The sequence below is a fragment of the Rhizobium sp. UFLA01-1127 genome, from assembly GCF_059803845.1.
In genome coordinates, this window is record NZ_JAUQTZ010000040.1 from 20,441 (window position 1) to 36,308 (window position 15,868).

A 15,868-nucleotide genomic window follows, 5' to 3' on the forward strand; every position below is an offset into this window, starting at 1 on the left:
TTAATCCTTTGTTTCAAGGTTTATTTCACCGCGCCGGCCATCAGCCCGCGCATGTAGTAGCGTTGCAGAAGCAGAAAGACGATGACGCAAGGGATGGTCATGACGGCGATGCCGGCCTGGACCGCGCCCCAGTTGACGGCGCCGAGGCGACCGGTCCTGACGGCGATCATCAGCACCGGCAGGGTGAATTTCTCGTTGCTTGAAAGGAGCACCAATGCCGCCAGGAACTCGTTCCAGGCGTTGAGGAAGGCGAAGATCGCAACGGTCGCTACCCCCGGAAGCACCAATGGGAAAAGGACGCGAAAGAGCAGCTTCAGATCGCGCGCGCCGTCGATGCGCGCCGCTTCCTCGATCTCCTTCGGCACGGCGTCGAAGGCATTGCGCATCATGAAGACGGAGAAGGGAAGCTGCAGCGTCACATAGACCAGCGTCAGTCCGATCAGCGAATTGTTGAGGCCGAGCCTTGCCAGGATGATGAAGAGCGGCGTCAGGATCGACTGGAAGGGGATCATCAGCGTCGCGATGATCAGAATGAACAGCGCGCCCTTGAAGGGAAAGCGATAGCGCGAGAAGCCGTAGCCGGCGAGCAGGCTGACGATGACGGTCAGAAGCACGGTTGCGACCGAGACGAAGAGCGAGTTCAGCGTATGCTGGATGACCCCGGCGCCGAAGCCATTGAGCGAACGGTAGGCGTCGAAACTGAAGCCGGTCGTCGGCCATGGCGGCAGTGGCGGAAGGCTGGCTTCGGTTCCGTGCCGGAACGACGACAGCAAGGCGATCGCGAAAGGTGCGAAGAAGAAGATGACGATGACGACGCCGATGCTGTGATAGCCGATGCTGCCCCAGAGCTTGCGCCTTGCGCGGCGCACCTTTGCCATACTCATGGCTTGTCCTCCCCGACGCGCAGCAGCCAGAGCTGCACGATGCTGATCAGCACCAGGATGACGAGGAGCGCGATCGAGAGCGCAGCGCCATAGCCCAGATTGAAGGACACGAATGACTGGTTGAAGATGTAATAGACCACCGAAATCATGCGGTTCTGCGGGCCGCCTGACGTCATGATGTAGAACTGGTCGAAGGCGAGCACCGAGCCGGTGATGGAGATGATCAGCGCGAGCGCGATCGTGCGGCGCATCAGCGGCAGGGTCAGGTGCCGGAAGCGCTGCCAGCGCTTCGCGCCGTCGATCCGGGCGGCCTCGGTGAGTTCCGAGGGGATCGCCTGCAGGCCGGTCAGCAGGATGATCATGGTGAAGCCGGCGATCTTCCAGACCACCATGACGATGATTGTTGCAAATGCCATGTCGAAATCGGCAAGCAGGTTCGGTCTCTTGTCGACGAGACCGAGCGCTAGCGCGACCGGTGCGAAGAAGCCGGCATCGACATTGGCAAGCCAGACCCAGAGCAGCGAGGCCGTTGCAAGCCCGACGACGACGGGAAGGAAGATGATCGTTCGGTAAAAGCCGACGAGTGGCTTGTGCTTTTCAACGAAGAAGGCGAGCGGGAAGGCGACGGCAAAAATCGCGATGGTTACGATGACGGTGTAGTAGGTGGTGAAGCGCAAAGCCGCCATGAAGCGCACGTCGGAGACCATGCGGATGTAATTGCCGAAGCCGATCCAGCGCGGATTGCCGAGCAATGGCCAGTTGTGAAAGCTCATCCAGACTGTGAAGACCACCGGCAGAACGAAGAAGACGATGACGAGCGCCATTGCCGGCGCGATATAGACAAACCCGTGCCAGCCGGCACTCCTTCGCCGTTTTCGAGGACGTGCGGCTGCGATAGCTCCAGGGCCAGCCATGGAATGCTCCCGATGTTGCGATGAAGGGGCCGGGGAGCTTCAAGGCTCCCCGGCGTTGATGGCTTGGCTATTGCTGGGCGTTGTCGATGATCGACTGCATTTCCGACTGGGCACTTGAGAAGGCGCCATCGACATCGCTTCCAAAGATGGCTGCGTTGGTGAAGCCTGCCCAGGGGCCGTTGGCGCTGTTGATCAGGTCGTTGAACTGCAGTGTATACGGCGTCTTGGCGACTGAGATCGCCTTCAATCCGACCTGCATGCGCGGATCGAGGCCCTGAAGCACCTGGTCGGCGATATCGCCGCGCGTCGGCAGGCTGCCGTATTTCGCCATGATCTTCTGTCCCTCGAGCGAATAGGTGTATTCGAGGAATTTCTTCACGGCATCGAGCTTCTTCGTACCCTTGGAGATGACGAAATTGTCGCCGCCGGCAAAGGAAGACGGCTTGCCGTCGACGCCGGGGATCAGCGTCACGCCGAAGTGGATATCGGGATATTGCGTGATCAGCGTGCCGATCGAAAACGCGCCGATGCTCTGCTGGCCGATTTTGCCGTTGCTGATGCTGAGGAAATTGGCGCCGGTGTCGCTTGCGGCGCCCGCGGGCACCAGATCCTTCTTCACCATGTCGCGGTAGATGCCGACGGCCTTGCGCATTTGCGGCGTGTCGAGCGTCGCCTTCTTGCCGTCTGCCGAGAGAATGTCGGCGCCTGCACCCCAGACGAGCGGTGTGAAGGTGAAGATCATGCAGCCGCCGCAGCCGCCGCCGGAGAAATAGAAGCCATAGGTATCGCCGCCGAGCGCGCGGATCTTTTCGGCATTCTGTTCGATCTCTTCCCAGGTGGCCGGCGCCTTTTCAGGGTCGAGGCCGGCCTTCTTGTAGAGATCCTTGTTCCAGGCGAAAACAGAGGTTTCGACTGAAAGCGGCAGGCCGTAGATATGGCCATCATAGGTGCCGAGCTTCACATGCGAGGGCGAGAGCGAGTTGAAATAGGGCAGGCTCTTTGCCCAGTCCGTCAGGTCTTCAAGCTGGCCCGCGGCGGCAAAAGCCGGTGTGTAGATGAGGTCCATCGACAGCGCGTCGGGTGCTTGCCCGCCGGCAATGGCGGTCGCATATTTTTGGACGAGTTCCGCGAACGGCACTTCCGTCAACATGACTTTGTCGTCATGACCGGCATTATAGGCCTCGACGACCTTCTTGAAGGAATCGCCGATGCCGCTTCGGACCCACATGGAGATGTTCTCGGCAGATGCACCGGATGCAAGCATTAGGGATATGAGGCCGGTTGCGGCCAGAAATCGCTTCATCATGTTCTCCTCCCATGGGGCTACTCCCGTCAGCCCCTTTTTCCTCTATCAACGATCGGGGCTTCCCCCGCAGGATTGCCGAACGATAAGTTCGCACGGCAAAGTTCTGATGCCCGGTTCGACGCTTCGGCCTTCCGCCAAGCTCAGAACCGTGAGCCCGGCCTCGCGGCCGAGAGCTTTAAGATTCATATCGACCGTCGTCAGCGGCGGCCGGGTCTGGGCAGCGACGACTTCCCAATTGTCGAAGCCGACCACCGAGACATCGTCAGGCACCCGCACGCCGCGCTCGCGAAGCGCATCGACGACGGCGCGGGCGATCTGGTCGTTGCCGCAGAAGATCGCATCCGGTTTTGCTCCATCCGAGCCCCATAATTGCGCCACGGCCTCGTGGCCCCAAGCCTCGGACCAGTTGCCATAGAGGACCGGCAATTGATCGCCGGCAAGGTCGCGATAGGCTCTGGCGCGCTCGCGCACCGATACGAAACTTTCAGGCCCGGTCACATGGGCGATCCGGCGCCGGCCAAGGCCCTGCAGCCAGGTCACGGCAAGCGCTGCCCCCTGATAATCGTCCGCACAGAACGTGACGCTTCCCGGCGCACCCTCGGTAAAGGCGTAGACGACCGGGACCGGCAAGTGGGAGAGATCGACGGGCAGGCGGCGGTCGATCCGCTTTCCCGAAGCGATGATGCCATCCACATGCTTGTCCAACATGGCGTCCACATGAACCTTTCCAAGTGCCGGATCGTCCTCGATCGTGCAAAGGAAGACCGAGACGCCGTGGTCGACGAGCGCTTCGGTGATGCCGGCCATGACCGGCAGCGTGAAGCGGCCATATGTGTCGTTGGTCAGAAGACCGATCGTGAACGTGCGATTGCTGAGCAACCCCTTGGCAAGCGCATTCGGACGGAAGCCGATGTCGGCGGCGGCGCGCTTGACCCTTTCGCGGGTCTCGTCACCCATGCGGCCGGTATTGTTCAAGGCCTTGGATGCCGTCGAAATGCTCACGCCCGCGGCCGCCGCAACGTCGTGAATCGTTGCGCGTCCGCTTTTTGCACGCTGATTTTCCAGATGTCTTCTCCCATTCGAGTTTCCCTGAGAAAAGCTTTTCTCAATCGAAGAGTCAACTAGAGAAAAGCTTTTCTCAGAAATTTTTGCATGGGAGGGAGAGGCTGAGGGAAGCGAGTGAGGGGGGCGTGGATGCGCAGGTCACCCGCGGGACGCACATCAAATGCGTATCGTGAAGACAAAATACGGCGGTCGGGACCTTGCCGGTCCGGCCGCCGTATAAACTTGCAGATTGCGATCGATGTTAGCCGATCGTCATCAGGCTGGCATTGCCGCCGGCCGCTGCAGTGTTGATCGACGTTGTCACCTCTTCGAGCAGCCAATTGAGGCAATAGGCATCTACATTTTCGGCGATTTCTTCGCTCGAGGCCGCCTGGGTGAGAACCAGAGGACCGGGAATTGCCGAAATAACTTTGATCGCCTGCTCGATCCGCGCGGCATCGCCCTCGATGAGGGCGCCGGCAAACGGTCCGTCGGCTGTCCAATCCTTCGTCCAGGAAATGCGATTTGCGATCTGCACCGGCAGATTGCGAAGCTCGTCCTGCAGGCCCGATGCGGCATCGATGAGGATCGAATTGCCGGTCGCAAGGCCGGCGGCGATCTGGATATTGAGGCCGAGCGCCGTTTGGGGGACGAGCAGGATCCTCCCGCGCGGATGCAGCGTATAGAGGTTCAACTCGCCGACCGGGCCTTGCAGCTCGGTATTGAAGCCGAGCGACGATTGCGTGGCGACGGCGCGGGCCTTTTGGGCTGCGTCCGCGGCACCCTTGCTTTCGAGCCAGGTGATGAACTGCTGTACGGCGGGATCGCTTTGCACCGAAGCATCGCGCAAAGGCTCGGTCGAAGAAGCGACGAGGCGGCGCAGATACATCGGGCCGCCGGCTTTCGGGCCGGTGCCGGAAAGGCCGCGACCGCCGAAAGGCTGGACGCCGACAACGGCGCCGATGATGTTGCGGTTGACATAGAGATTGCCTGCCCTCACGCGTTCGGTGACATGGGCGATCGTATCGTCAAGCCGGGTATGCAGGCCGAAGGTCAGGCCGTAGCCGGACGCGTTGATATCGGCAATCAGCTTGTCGAGCTCCTTGCGCTTGTAACGGATGATGTGCAGGACCGGGCCGAAGATCTCGCGCTTGAGATCGCTGAGCTTCTTCAGCTCGATGATGGTGGGAGCAACGAAGGTGCCCTTGTCGGCGCTGGCGGGAAGGTCGAGCTGTTCGATATGGCAGCCGAGCTGGCGCATGCGCTCGATATGCTCATCGATGCCGCGTTTGGCGTTGTCGTCGATGACGGGGCCGATATCGACCGCAAGGCGGTCGGTCTTGCCGACCGACAGCTCGCGAAGGGCGCCGCGCAGCATCGTCAGGGTACGATCCGCCACTTCTTCCTGGAGGCAAAGCACGCGCAACGCCGAGCAACGCTGTCCGGCGCTATCGAAGGCTGAGGCGATCACGTCGCCGACGACCTGCTCGGCAAGGGCGGAAGAATCGACGATCATGCCGTTCTGACCGCCGGTTTCGGCGATGAGGGGGATCGGCTTGCCGAATTTGGAGAGCCGCTCGGCAAGCTGCGCCTGGATCAGGCGGGCGACTTCCGTCGAACCGGTGAACATGACGCCGGCGGTTTCGGGCGCACCGACGAGCGCGGCCCCCATTCTGCCGCTGCCGGGTACAAATTGCAGGACATCGCGCGGAATGCCGGCCTCATGCAGGATGCGGACCCCCTGGGCGGCAATCAGTGGCGTGTTACCCGCGGGCTTTGCGACAACAGGATTGCCGGCGACCAGCGCGGCCGCAACCTGACCTGTAAAGATCGCGAGCGGGAAATTCCACGGGCTGATGCAGACGACGGGGCCGAGCGGAACGCTGTCCGACTTCAAGACTTTTCGGGCCTCGGTGGCGTAGTAGCGAAGGAAATCGATCGCTTCGCGGATTTCGCCGACGGCGTTTGCGGCCGACTTGCCGGCTTCGCGGATGGTCAGACCCACGAGAGCAGGCATCTCGCTCTGCATGAGATCGGCGGCGCGCTCCAGGATGGAAGCACGCGCGTCAGGACCGACGGCCGCCCAACGCTCGACCGTATCCGCCGCCAGCCGCATGACGTCGGCCGCGTCCTCCGGCTCCAGTTCGGTGACGTGACCGACGATGTCGGCATGGTCGGCAGGGTTGAGGACCGCACGCGCAACACCGCGTTCGGAACCGTCGGCAAGGAGCGGCTTGGCGATCCAGTCCATAGCCGCGGAGGTTCGCAGCTGTCCGGACAGCTCCGTGAGCGCGGTTTCATTCGATAGATCGATGCCGGAGGAATTCCGCCGTACGCCGCCGAACAAATCGCCCGGGAGAACGATCTTGTCATGTTGCGCGCCAATGACAGTCATTGCACGCACGCGCTCGACGGGATCGGCAATTAGCTCGGAGACAGGAACGGCCGGGTCGGCGATCTTGTTGACGAAGGAGGAATTCGCGCCATTCTCCAGCAAGCGGCGGACGAGATAGGCAAGCAGCGTCTCATGCGTGCCGACAGGTGCGTAGATGCGGCAGGGACGGCCGAGGTTTTGGGCACCGACGACTTCTTCGTAAAGCGGCTCGCCCATGCCGTGCAGGCACTGGAATTCGTATTTGCCAACGGAAAAATCGTTTCCGGCCATGTGGTAGATGGTGGCCAGACTCTGTGCGTTATGAGTGGCGAATTGCGGGAAGACCGCGTCGCTTGCCGCAAGCAGCTTCTTGGCGCAGGCCACGTAGGAAACGTCTGTATAGATCTTGCGGGTATAGACGGGGAAACCTTCGAGGCCATCCAGCTGCGCGCGCTTGATCTCGGCGTCCCAATAGGCGCCCTTGACGAGGCGGACCATGAGGCGATGCTTGGAGCGCCGGGCGAGGTCGATGATGAAATCGAGGACGAAGGGGCAGCGCTTGCCATAGGCCTGAACGACGAAGCCGATGCCGTCCCAGCCCGAAAGCTCCGGATCGAGGCACAGTTCCTCCAGCAGATCGAGCGAGAGTTCCAGCCGGTCAGCTTCTTCGGCGTCGATGTTGAGGCCGATATTGTAGCGCTTGGAGAGCAGCGCCAGAGCCTTCACCGTCGGCAGAAGCTCGCCCATGACCCGGTCGGCCTGCGAACGCGAATAGCGCGGGTGCAGCGCGGAAAGCTTGATGGAGATACCGGGGCCTTCATGGATGCCGCGGCCGGCCGAAGCCTTGCCGATTGCATGAATCGCGTTTTCGTAATCGCGGTAGTAGCGCTCGGCGTCGGCATGGGTGGTCGCGGCTTCGCCGAGCATGTCGTAGGAGTATCGGAACCCCTTCGCTTCGAGTGAACGGGCGCGCTTCAACGCTTCATGGATGGTTTCGCCGGTGACGAACTGCTCGCCCATCATGCGCATGGCCATATCGACGCCGCGGCGGATGACCGGCTCGCCGGCGCGGGCGATCAGCTTCGTCAACGCGGCGGAAAGGCCGCTCTCGCTGACGGTCGAGGTCAGCTTGCCGGTAACGACCAGCCCCCAGGTGGCGGCGTTGACGAACATCGAGCGGCCGTTGCCCAGATGCGCTTTCCAGTCGCCGCCGGCGATCTTATCACGGATCAGCGCGTCGCGTGTCGCCGTGTCCGGGATGCGCAGCAGTGCCTCGGCGAGACACATGAGCGCCACGCCCTCCTGGCTCGAAAGGGAATATTCGTGCACCAGACCTTCGACGCCATCGCCCTTATGTTTGGCACGTAGCGCTTCGATCAGCTTTCTCGCGGTATTCTTCGCCGCTTCGCGCGTAGCCTCCGGCAAGGCGGCAGCTTCAAGCAGGAAAGGGAGGCATTCGGCTTCCGGACGCCTGTAGGCGGCAGTAATTGCCTGACGCAGCGGGCTTTGCGCGCGGATCGGCGGCGCGAACTGCGAAAATGGGACAGCGTCTGGAGCTGGTTCTTCACGGGCGAGCTTGGCAGAGACAGTCATGATAACCTCAAGGTGCAAGGGTCCTGATGGCTTGGTGGGCATTGGCGATATCGCCCACGCGGCCCTCCCGTTGCTTCGATCAGAATATAGTTCATTTCAGCAAAGCATTCCGCCTTGAAACTACAGCTTTTCAGTCATATTGAACTTCAATAATGCTTATTTCAAATAGGAATGCCTACTGATATGACAAAATCCAGTGAAATTGACCAGTTCGATCAAAAGATCCTCGATGCATTGGTCGAAGACGGCCGCATGTCGATCACGGAGCTTTCGGAACGGGTCGGTCTTTCCAAGACACCGTGCCAGGCACGCCTGAAGAAACTGATCGATTCCGGCTATATCGACGGCTTCAAAGCCATACTCAATCCGATCAAGCTCGGCCTCGATCATGTGGCTTTTGCCGAGGTGAAGCTGACGGATACGCGCGAGGAAGCTTTGCTCAGCTTCAACAACGCAGTCAAGAAGATCAAGGAGATCGAAGAGTGCCACATGATCGCCGGCCGCTTCGATTATCTCCTCAAGGTCCGGACCTCGGACATTCGCCGCTACCGCATCGTTCTCGGCGAAAAGATTTCGAGCCTGCCTTTCGTGGCCAGCACGTCGACCAATGTAGTGATGCAGTCGGTCAAGGAAAACTGGTCGTAATTCCGCTTCTTACTTCGTCAGCCTTTCCATCCGCCAGGTGACGCTGCGCCGCTCAATCCATCTTGCCGGCTAAACAATGACCTAGATTTCGCCATTCGAATCGGATCATTGCGAGGCGCTAAAATAAGTAGGATGGAGTACGCATGAAGACCAGTGCAGGCGACCGCGATCTTGTCGAGGTCATGAGGCGGTACTTTGCAGTGAAGGCCGAAGTCGAGGACGTGAAGCTTCGTCTCGAGGCGGCAAGGCGGGAGAGCGGCGAAGAGATCGACGCGTTCTATAATCCGCGCACCAATCAAAATCACGCCGCCGATATCATCCGTTCGCATGCTCTCAAGCAGGAGATGGCGCGTTTGATGGATTGGGCTGAGGCCTGGGGGCGGCAAAGCCTCAGCCCGAACGCACCCTGACGGTCCGATGAGGACCGTCAGGCCATGATCGTGAAACCGGGCCTTCTCAGTTATCCGATTTCAGCTTGCCCGCTGTCGCCCAGGAATCCTTCGAAATTTCAGTAATGATGATTTCCAGCGATTCCGGCGGGCAGGCCAGTGTTTCCACAGCAACCTTGGTCGCTTCGCGAACGAAGGCGCGCTTTTGGTCCTGTGTGCGTCCGGGATGCATTTCCAAGCGCAGAATGGGCATTGCAACTCCTTGAGATAATGTCGCCTGACGTTGGGCCTGCCAACTATCTTGCAAAACCCTGGGGCGATAAATACGCTCTTGTTTGTTTCATTCCAAACCTGCGGGTATGCAATTATGGACAAGCTGGCCGGAATGGCGATGTTCGTCAAAGTGGTGGAACACGGCAGCTTTGCCGCCGCGGCCGACATCAGCCAGGTGTCGGCGACTATGGTCGCCAAGCATGTGAGGACGATCGAACAGCGGCTCGGTGCGCGGTTGCTTCATCGCACCACGCGCCGTCACCAGCTCACCGAGGTCGGCAGGCTCTATTACGAGCGCTGCAAAACGGTGTTGGCGGAAGTCGATCTCGCCGAGCAATCGGCGTCCGAGCTGCAATCGGCGCCACGCGGTCGCCTGCGGCTCGTAGCCCCCGTCAGTTTCGGGACACAGACCCTCGTCCCGGCGCTTGTCGACTATCTGCATGAGAACCTCGACGTCAGCGTCGACCTGGCCCTCGACAACAATCCGCACGATCTGATCGGCGAGGGCTATGAACTCGGCATTCACATCGGCGACCTGACGGATACCAGTCTCGTGGCGCGTCCCCTGAAGCCCTATCGGCGCATTCTCGCTGCGTCGCCTGATTATCTCGACCGCTGCGGCAGGCCGCAAAAGCCCGAGGATCTTGTCAATCACATGTGTCTTGGCCATTCCTACTGGCGCATGCAGGGACGCTGGCATCTCGTCGGTCCGGAAGGAGAAACACGCGAAGTCGCCATCAAGGGCAGGTTCACCACGAACCAGGGCGCAGCCCTGCGCGTTGCCGCCCTGCATGGCGCGGGCATTGCGCTGCAGCCTGAATTGTTGCTGGCGGCCGATCTCGATGCCGGTCGGCTTGAACCCGTGCTGCCGCAATGGTCGTACAAGCCGACGCCGATGCATCTGGTCTATGCGCCGGATCGCCGTCCAACGGCGATGTTGCGCAGTGTCATCGATTTTCTGGTTGACCGTTTCGGCTGAGATCCCGGCCTCTTTTACCGGTTGCGAATCTATGATCAAATCTGATCATCAGCTGGAGAGGGTGGGCGAAGCGTGGCCAAGGTTACGTTGAAGGATGTGGCGGCCGCCGCAGGTGTGGGAGCGGCAACGGTCGAGCGCGCGCTCAACGGTCGAGGTAATGTTTTGCCGGAAACGGCGGAAAAGATATTCATCGCCGCCAGGCGGCTCGGCTACCGCACGCCACCTGTCGGGATCAGGCATGGTCTGGTGCGGATAGAAGTCGTGCTGCTGCGGCCCGAGACCTATTTCTATTCGAGACTCAACCGTGCCTTCGAGCGCATCGCCGCCCTGCTCGATAAGGATATTTTGATCCAGCGGACCTTCGCCAAAGAGGACGATCCGGCCGATTTTTCGCGTCATATCGCAAATCCTCAGGCGCGGCGCTCCGCCTTGATCGTCGTCGCACCCGATCATCCCGATGTGGTCGGCAGCGTTCGAAAGGCAGCGAGCGGGGGCATGCCTGTCGTCCAGATCATGACACGACCGGCGCCGGAACTGCCTTACGTCGGTATCGACAACGAGGCGGCAGGCCGCACCGCCGCCTTTTATATGGCGCGCATGCAGACCGCTATTTCCGGCACCTTTGTCGCGCTCTGTCACAGCGGCGCTTATGAGAACCACAAGGCGCGCATCCGCGGTTTTTCCGATTATGTGCTCGGTCATGCGAACCCGTCGCATCGCTTCGCCGAAGTCATGTTCGACGAGGACGATGAAATGAGGACGATGGAGCTGTTGACGGAAGCCTTCGCCCGATATCCCGATATTGCTGGTCTCTACAGCGCCGGTGGCGATAATGCCGCGGTTGCGACGGTTTTGCGCCGGTATCAAAAACGACCTGTCTTCTGGGTCGGGCATGAATTGTCCGATGCGACGCGCGGCTATCTAAAGGAGGGTCTCATGACGATCGTCCTTGATCAGGCGCCCGAGGTGCAGGCCCGGCGTGCCATCGACCTGACGCTCAAGCGGCTTGGGCTGAACGATACGGAGATCGATCCCGAGCCAGTCCGCTTTCTCACCGTTACCGCCGAAAGCCTTTGAGGATGTCAGCCTGGCTGTTGACCATGAAACCTTGGCGGAGATGCTGTCAGACTTGATGCCGGCCGATGTCCACTCGAGATAATCACAGGGACCGGCATTAGGAGCCTGCCGCGCCAATCCCCTTGGGGCCATCGAGGCGGGCCACCCTTTTATCCAAGGATCGCACCTCCTCTATCATGAGGCCCAGTGCCGACATGATGAGCGCGTGGTCGTGGCCTTCTTCGGCCTTTGACAGAGCAAGAGCTCGCGACTGTAGTTGCTGGCTTACCGAATTGAGCCGATCGATCGTATCCTGGTCCATAGCCATCTCCTTTGCAAACCAATCGAACAGAGCGCCCCGTCTTCCGGAATGCTTCGCGAGAGAGATTTGTTCCGGTAACGGTCTCGCCTCAGGTGGCCTTGATCTCGTCTATCCGAAAAGGCTTTCGCCTTACCGCGGTGAACGGAAAGGGTTCGGCTTGCCATGATTGTCGGCGTCTTTCGCGCAGATGCGCCGAGCCCGATGACTTAAGGGGGCGGCGTTGAAACGGCTTCGCCATTGGCAGCGGTCAGCCAGTCGCGAAAGGTTTGTGCCTCACCGGAAAGACGGCTGGCCTCGATCAGCCAATAGGATTTTTCCGTATCCAAGGGCGTATCGAACAGGGTGACCAGGGTTCGATTGGCCAGTTCTTCGGCAATGAGCGCGGTCGGGCAAAGGCCAACGCCTTGTCCGCCGCCGACGGAGCCGATCATCAGGCTGAAATCAGCAAAGATCGGGCCTGCCGGGGGAGCTTGCCGGATGCCGGCGATTGCGAACCAGCGGCTCCAGGAGGCCGGCGTTTCATCATGCAGGAGATCGGCGTTTACAAGATCCGATGGCGTCCTGAACGGCCCGTGGCGGTGCAGGTATTCGGCCGAACAGGTCGGCCGCGTCTCTGCCGTCAAGAGAGGGATCGCATTGGCATCGGGACGCGGTCCGTGGCGGATCAGGAGATCGACGCTTGCCGCTTCCGGCGTCTTTGCATCGAGCGCATAGACGATATTGATGCGGATATCGGGGAATTTCCTTCGGAATGCCGGCAGGCGCGGTATCAGCCATCGGGTGGCGACGGAGGCGATGCATGCCACGCTGACGGGACGCTCGTGGCTCTCGCGCCTCAGCTGCTGCGCGGCGGTCTCGATCTGTGCCAGCCCTTTTGTGACTGCCGTCCCGAATTCACGGCCCGCTGCGGTTGCCGTCACGCCGCGGGCATGGCGGTTGAACAGGGCGATACCAAGCCAATTTTCCACCGTGCGAACATGCTGGCTCACACCCGCCGCCGTCAGGTTGAGCTCCGCCGCCGCCTTGGCAAAGCTTTCGTGGCGAATGGCGGCTTCCAGGGCGCGAAGGGAGGCAAGGGGAACTTGGTGCATGGCTTTAGGCTAAGTAAGGCTTAGCCAAAGAGCAAGCACAATCGCCGTTGCGCTTGCGTCGGTTCTCATTACATTGCCGCCAGATGCCTGAGGGGCAGCTGCGTGCATGAACATGCAGACTATGGAATGCCGCCCGAGATACTGAGGAAGCTGATGAACATGCATAAGCTTTTTGATACGCCCGTTCCCGCAGACGCCGACGAGCGGCGGCGAAAGCCCCCGGTCGTGGTTTATCCGAACGGAACGCTGCCGGCGGTCGATATGGACCTGCTGCGAGCGGCAAGGGCAAATATGACCAAGGTTGGCGAGGTCATCGTGCCGCCGCGGGATGGGGGCGCTTTCCGCGTGCCTAAAGGGCATTTCTTCCGCATCGTCAGCGTGGAGGGATCGCAGGTGGGCGATCTCAATCTGTGGAACGCGGATGATCTGACGGAGCGCTTCTTCAGCGGCAAGACGCGGGCTTTGCACGCCACTCATGTCGGTGTCGGCGATCGGCTTTGGAGCACGCTGCCCTATCTGCGACCGATGGCGACGATTACCCACGATACGCTGGGCTGGTATGGCTGGGACGCGGACGGCGCCGGCGTTCACGATGTCATCGGCACGCGTTGCGATCCCTACACGAACCGGCTGCTGAAGGGCGACGACTATCACCATTGCTGCCATTCCAACCTGTCGCGCGCGCTTGCCAAAGAAATGAATATCTCCGTCCAGGAGGCGGAGTTTCATGTTCACGACGTGCTGAACGTTTTCATGTGTACCGGCTTTACCCGTGATACCCATCAGTATTTCATGAAGGCAAGCCCGGTGCGGCCGGGCGATTTCATCGAGTTTTTTGCAGAGATCGATCTTCTCGGCGCGCTTTCGGCCTGCCCCGGGGGCGATTGCGGCAGCGGGCATTCAAGCGATACGGCGCCCTGCTATCCCTTGCAGGTCGAAATCTGGCGACCTGAGGCTGAAAGCCTTGCCGGGAGGACTTTCCCGGAACGCAACGCCTATCCGAGGACACACGGCCTGTGATTCATCGGCCGTCGCGGCAGGATTGAAACAGTTTGCCGGCGGTTTCGGCCGCCGGCAAATCACTCATCAAACGACGCAGCCATTCCGTGCGGATGCATCGTTTATCGCTTAGTTACAAACGCGAACGCGCTCGTAGTGCCAGCCGTAGTCGTACTCGTTCTGGACGCGGCGGTCCTCGAACCAGCATCTCGGCGGCGGGGGGGCGACTTCGTAAACCGGACCCCTGTTGGCAAGGGCGCCGCCGACAATCAGGCCACCGAGGAGACCTGCAGCAACACCGCCGGCGATCGCGCCGCCGTTACCATGGTGGTGATGACGATGCCAGTCACCGCGATAGCCGTCGTAATACTGCGCCTGCGCGCTGCTGACGGGCGCCAATACGCCGCCTACGACCGTAGCGGCCAGCAAAACCGTAAGAACCGTCTTCTTTATCATGACTACCTCCAAAGCAGTCTTTGTGCTCAGCGAATGCGCGAGCCATTTAATCAACGCTTTAAGCATGATTATGTTCACCTGAATATATTATGAATGCACCGTTCATCGGGCGGAAGTTCTGAAGGTCGGGGCCAGTGACGTGGGCGCGGCCTCGTCTTTTCAGGCCGGAGGCGATCGTCTTGTCGCTCCTATCCATTCAAGTGTCCGCGCTTCGGGATCGCGATTGCGGGTGATGTCCGTTACCACGGCTGCGCTATCGGCACCATGTGCGAAAACGCCCGCAAGGCGTTCGACCGACAGGCCGCCGATTGCGACAAGCGGAATGTCGCCGATGCGGGCCTTCCATTGGCCGATGCGCTCCAGCCCCTGCGGAGCCCACGGCATGGCCTTGAGGATGGTCGGATAGATCGGCCCAAGCGCTATGTAATCGGGTTTGGCGGCGAGCGCCGTTTGCAGTTCCGCCTCGTCATGCGTCGAAAGGCCCAGTTTCAATCCGGCTGCGCGAATCGTATCCAGATCGGCCGCGGCAAGGTCCTCTTGGCCGAGATGAATGAAATCGCAACCCTCCTCGATCGCAAGCTGCCAGTAGTCGTTGACGATCAACTGGCATCCGTGGGCGGCGCAAATTGCCTTTGATTCGCGAATTTCCGTGCGGATTTCCGACGGCGCGCGATCCTTGACGCGCAATTGCACGAGCTTAACGCCGAGCGGCGCCAGCCTCTTTATCCAGACTGCGTCGTCGACGATCAGATAGAAGGGGTCGAGCGTCACGAGAAAACCGCCTTTCCGATCACCGGTGTCGATGGCACGGCCATGTCGCGCGGCTCCAGCATGCCCGCGCCAAACGCCTGCATGCCTGCATCGATCGCCTTGGCAAAAGCTTCCGCCATTGCGGCCGGATCGCCGGCACCGGCAACGGCTGTGTTCAAGAGTACGGCATCGAAGCCGAGTTCCATGACGGTGGTCGCGTGCGAAGGCCTGCCGATGCCGGCATCCACGATTAGCGGCACCTCCGGAAAATGCGCTCTCATGGAGCGAAGCGCGGAAAGGTTGAGCGGACCTGCCGCGGATCCGATCGGTGCGCACCAGGGCATCAATACCCTGCATCCGGCTTCCAGCAGCCGCTCGGCGACCACGAGATCGTCCGTCGTATAGGGAAAGACCTCGAATCCGTCATCGGTGAGAATCCTCGCTGCCTCGACCAGCGCGAAGACATCGGGCTGCAGCGTGTCGTGGTTGCCGATGACTTCGAGCTTGATCCAGCTGGTCCGAAACACCTCGCGCGCCATTTTTGCAGTCAGTACGGCTTCGGAGACGCCATGGCAGCCGGCGGTATTGGGAAGAACGCGAACGCCAAGGTCGCGAATCATCTCGAAAAACGCACCGCCATTGCGCCCGCCGGCCGTTTCCCGGCGCAGAGAAACGGTAACGATTTCGGTTCCCGAGCGCTTGACGGCTTCAGCCAGCACGGCCGGGGAGGGATAGCGCGCCGTACCGAGAAGAAGGTGTGATTCGATCTGATTTCCGTAGAGTTCGAGCATGG

16 protein-coding genes are annotated in these 15,868 nt (G+C 60.6%); 5 read left to right on the plus strand and 11 right to left on the minus strand.

Annotated features, from left to right (window positions below; all coding sequences use genetic code 11):
• Positions 1 to 20: 20 nt before the first annotated feature.
• The 5 genes from Q4Q11_RS12575 to putA all read right to left on the minus strand — a co-directional run bounded on the left by Q4Q11_RS12575 (position 21) and on the right by putA (position 8,115).
• Entirely contained in the window at positions 21 to 884 is an 864-nt protein-coding gene (locus Q4Q11_RS12575) for a carbohydrate ABC transporter permease (RefSeq protein WP_113215688.1), read from the minus strand.
• Positions 881 to 1,798, minus strand: a complete 918-nt coding sequence (locus tag Q4Q11_RS12580) for a carbohydrate ABC transporter permease (protein WP_112503921.1) — start codon at positions 1,796 to 1,798, stop codon at positions 881 to 883. Before Q4Q11_RS12580 ends, Q4Q11_RS12575 begins: the two co-directional genes overlap by 4 nt.
• Positions 1,799 to 1,865: 67 nt before the next feature.
• Entirely contained in the window at positions 1,866 to 3,104 is a 1,239-nt protein-coding gene (locus Q4Q11_RS12585; protein WP_113215689.1) for an ABC transporter substrate-binding protein, read from the minus strand.
• Between the two features lie 45 nt (positions 3,105 to 3,149).
• Positions 3,150 to 4,169 carry a LacI family DNA-binding transcriptional regulator gene (locus Q4Q11_RS12590; protein WP_112503925.1) on the minus strand — a complete coding sequence of 340 codons (1,020 nt, stop codon included), beginning with the start codon at positions 4,167 to 4,169 and terminating at the stop codon, positions 3,150 to 3,152.
• Between the two features lie 241 nt (positions 4,170 to 4,410).
• Positions 4,411 to 8,115, minus strand: a complete 3,705-nt coding sequence (putA, locus tag Q4Q11_RS12595) for a trifunctional transcriptional regulator/proline dehydrogenase/L-glutamate gamma-semialdehyde dehydrogenase (protein WP_498569683.1) — start codon at positions 8,113 to 8,115, stop codon at positions 4,411 to 4,413.
• Positions 8,116 to 8,298: 183 nt separating this feature from the next.
• On the opposite strand from putA, the gene Q4Q11_RS12600 reads away from it, so the two are divergent.
• Together Q4Q11_RS12600 and Q4Q11_RS12605 are read left to right on the plus strand one after the other, a co-directional pair.
• Positions 8,299 to 8,760 carry an Lrp/AsnC family transcriptional regulator gene (locus Q4Q11_RS12600; protein WP_112342267.1) on the plus strand — a complete coding sequence of 154 codons (462 nt, stop codon included), beginning with the start codon at positions 8,299 to 8,301 and terminating at the stop codon, positions 8,758 to 8,760.
• Positions 8,761 to 8,903: 143 nt separating this feature from the next.
• Positions 8,904 to 9,170, plus strand: coding sequence for a hypothetical protein (locus tag Q4Q11_RS12605; protein ID WP_112503929.1), 267 nt, complete (start codon positions 8,904 to 8,906; stop codon positions 9,168 to 9,170).
• 46 nt (positions 9,171 to 9,216) lie between these two features.
• Here Q4Q11_RS12605 and Q4Q11_RS12610 read toward each other — a convergent pair whose 3' ends face one another.
• Positions 9,217 to 9,402 (minus strand): 4-oxalocrotonate tautomerase, encoded by a 186-nt coding sequence (locus Q4Q11_RS12610; protein ID WP_112503931.1) that lies wholly within the window; start codon positions 9,400 to 9,402, stop codon positions 9,217 to 9,219.
• Positions 9,403 to 9,516: 114 nt separating this feature from the next.
• On the opposite strand from Q4Q11_RS12610, the gene Q4Q11_RS12615 reads away from it, so the two are divergent.
• Both Q4Q11_RS12615 and Q4Q11_RS12620 read left to right on the plus strand, forming a co-directional pair.
• A complete protein-coding gene (locus Q4Q11_RS12615; RefSeq protein ID WP_498569684.1) occupies positions 9,517 to 10,401 on the plus strand; it encodes a LysR family transcriptional regulator in 885 nt (294 codons plus the stop codon).
• Between the two features lie 72 nt (positions 10,402 to 10,473).
• On the plus strand, positions 10,474 to 11,478 hold the full coding sequence (locus tag Q4Q11_RS12620) for a LacI family DNA-binding transcriptional regulator (RefSeq protein WP_498569685.1): 1,005 nt from the start codon (positions 10,474 to 10,476) through the stop codon (positions 11,476 to 11,478).
• Positions 11,479 to 11,575: 97 nt separating this feature from the next.
• Here the strand turns inward: Q4Q11_RS12620 and Q4Q11_RS12625 are convergent, their stop codons facing one another.
• Together Q4Q11_RS12625 and Q4Q11_RS12630 are read right to left on the minus strand one after the other, a co-directional pair.
• A complete protein-coding gene (locus Q4Q11_RS12625; protein WP_112503939.1) occupies positions 11,576 to 11,779 on the minus strand; it encodes a hypothetical protein in 204 nt (67 codons plus the stop codon).
• Between the two features lie 206 nt (positions 11,780 to 11,985).
• Positions 11,986 to 12,870 (minus strand): LysR substrate-binding domain-containing protein, encoded by an 885-nt coding sequence (locus Q4Q11_RS12630; protein WP_498569686.1) that lies wholly within the window; start codon positions 12,868 to 12,870, stop codon positions 11,986 to 11,988.
• 159 nt (positions 12,871 to 13,029) lie between these two features.
• Between Q4Q11_RS12630 and Q4Q11_RS12635 the strand changes: the two genes are divergently transcribed.
• A complete protein-coding gene (locus Q4Q11_RS12635) occupies positions 13,030 to 13,890 on the plus strand; it encodes a DUF1989 domain-containing protein (protein ID WP_112504211.1) in 861 nt (286 codons plus the stop codon).
• Positions 13,891 to 13,998: 108 nt separating this feature from the next.
• Here the strand turns inward: Q4Q11_RS12635 and Q4Q11_RS12640 are convergent, their stop codons facing one another.
• The 3 genes from Q4Q11_RS12640 to Q4Q11_RS12650 all read right to left on the minus strand — a co-directional run bounded on the left by Q4Q11_RS12640 (position 13,999) and on the right by Q4Q11_RS12650 (position 15,866).
• Positions 13,999 to 14,325 carry a hypothetical protein gene (locus Q4Q11_RS12640; RefSeq protein ID WP_112503946.1) on the minus strand — a complete coding sequence of 109 codons (327 nt, stop codon included), beginning with the start codon at positions 14,323 to 14,325 and terminating at the stop codon, positions 13,999 to 14,001.
• Between the two features lie 159 nt (positions 14,326 to 14,484).
• Complete coding sequence (locus Q4Q11_RS12645; RefSeq protein WP_498569687.1) at positions 14,485 to 15,096, minus strand: thiamine phosphate synthase; 612 nt, start codon at positions 15,094 to 15,096, stop codon at positions 14,485 to 14,487.
• Positions 15,093 to 15,866, minus strand: coding sequence for a thiazole synthase (locus tag Q4Q11_RS12650; RefSeq protein WP_112503951.1), 774 nt, complete (start codon positions 15,864 to 15,866; stop codon positions 15,093 to 15,095). Before Q4Q11_RS12650 ends, Q4Q11_RS12645 begins: the two co-directional genes overlap by 4 nt.
• Between the last annotated feature and the right edge of the window lie 2 nt (positions 15,867 to 15,868).

Coding starts and splice junctions, on each gene's coding strand:
- Q4Q11_RS12585 (WP_113215689.1), bottom strand. CDS start 3,104: ATGATGAAGCGATTTCTGGCCGCAACCGGCCTCATATCCCTAATGCTT.
- Q4Q11_RS12575 (WP_113215688.1), bottom strand. CDS start 884: ATGAGTATGGCAAAGGTGCGCCGCGCAAGGCGCAAGCTCTGGGGCAGC.
- Q4Q11_RS12630 (WP_498569686.1), bottom strand. CDS start 12,870: ATGCACCAAGTTCCCCTTGCCTCCCTTCGCGCCCTGGAAGCCGCCATT.
- putA (WP_498569683.1), bottom strand. CDS start 8,115: ATGACTGTCTCTGCCAAGCTCGCCCGTGAAGAACCAGCTCCAGACGCT.
- Q4Q11_RS12615 (WP_498569684.1), top strand. CDS start 9,517: ATGGACAAGCTGGCCGGAATGGCGATGTTCGTCAAAGTGGTGGAACAC.
- Q4Q11_RS12640 (WP_112503946.1), bottom strand. CDS start 14,325: ATGATAAAGAAGACGGTTCTTACGGTTTTGCTGGCCGCTACGGTCGTA.
- Q4Q11_RS12600 (WP_112342267.1), top strand. CDS start 8,299: ATGACAAAATCCAGTGAAATTGACCAGTTCGATCAAAAGATCCTCGAT.
- Q4Q11_RS12650 (WP_112503951.1), bottom strand. CDS start 15,866: ATGCTCGAACTCTACGGAAATCAGATCGAATCACACCTTCTTCTCGGT.
- Q4Q11_RS12610 (WP_112503931.1), bottom strand. CDS start 9,402: ATGCCCATTCTGCGCTTGGAAATGCATCCCGGACGCACACAGGACCAA.
- Q4Q11_RS12580 (WP_112503921.1), bottom strand. CDS start 1,798: ATGGCTGGCCCTGGAGCTATCGCAGCCGCACGTCCTCGAAAACGGCGA.
- Q4Q11_RS12605 (WP_112503929.1), top strand. CDS start 8,904: ATGAAGACCAGTGCAGGCGACCGCGATCTTGTCGAGGTCATGAGGCGG.
- Q4Q11_RS12625 (WP_112503939.1), bottom strand. CDS start 11,779: ATGGACCAGGATACGATCGATCGGCTCAATTCGGTAAGCCAGCAACTA.
- Q4Q11_RS12635 (WP_112504211.1), top strand. CDS start 13,030: ATGCATAAGCTTTTTGATACGCCCGTTCCCGCAGACGCCGACGAGCGG.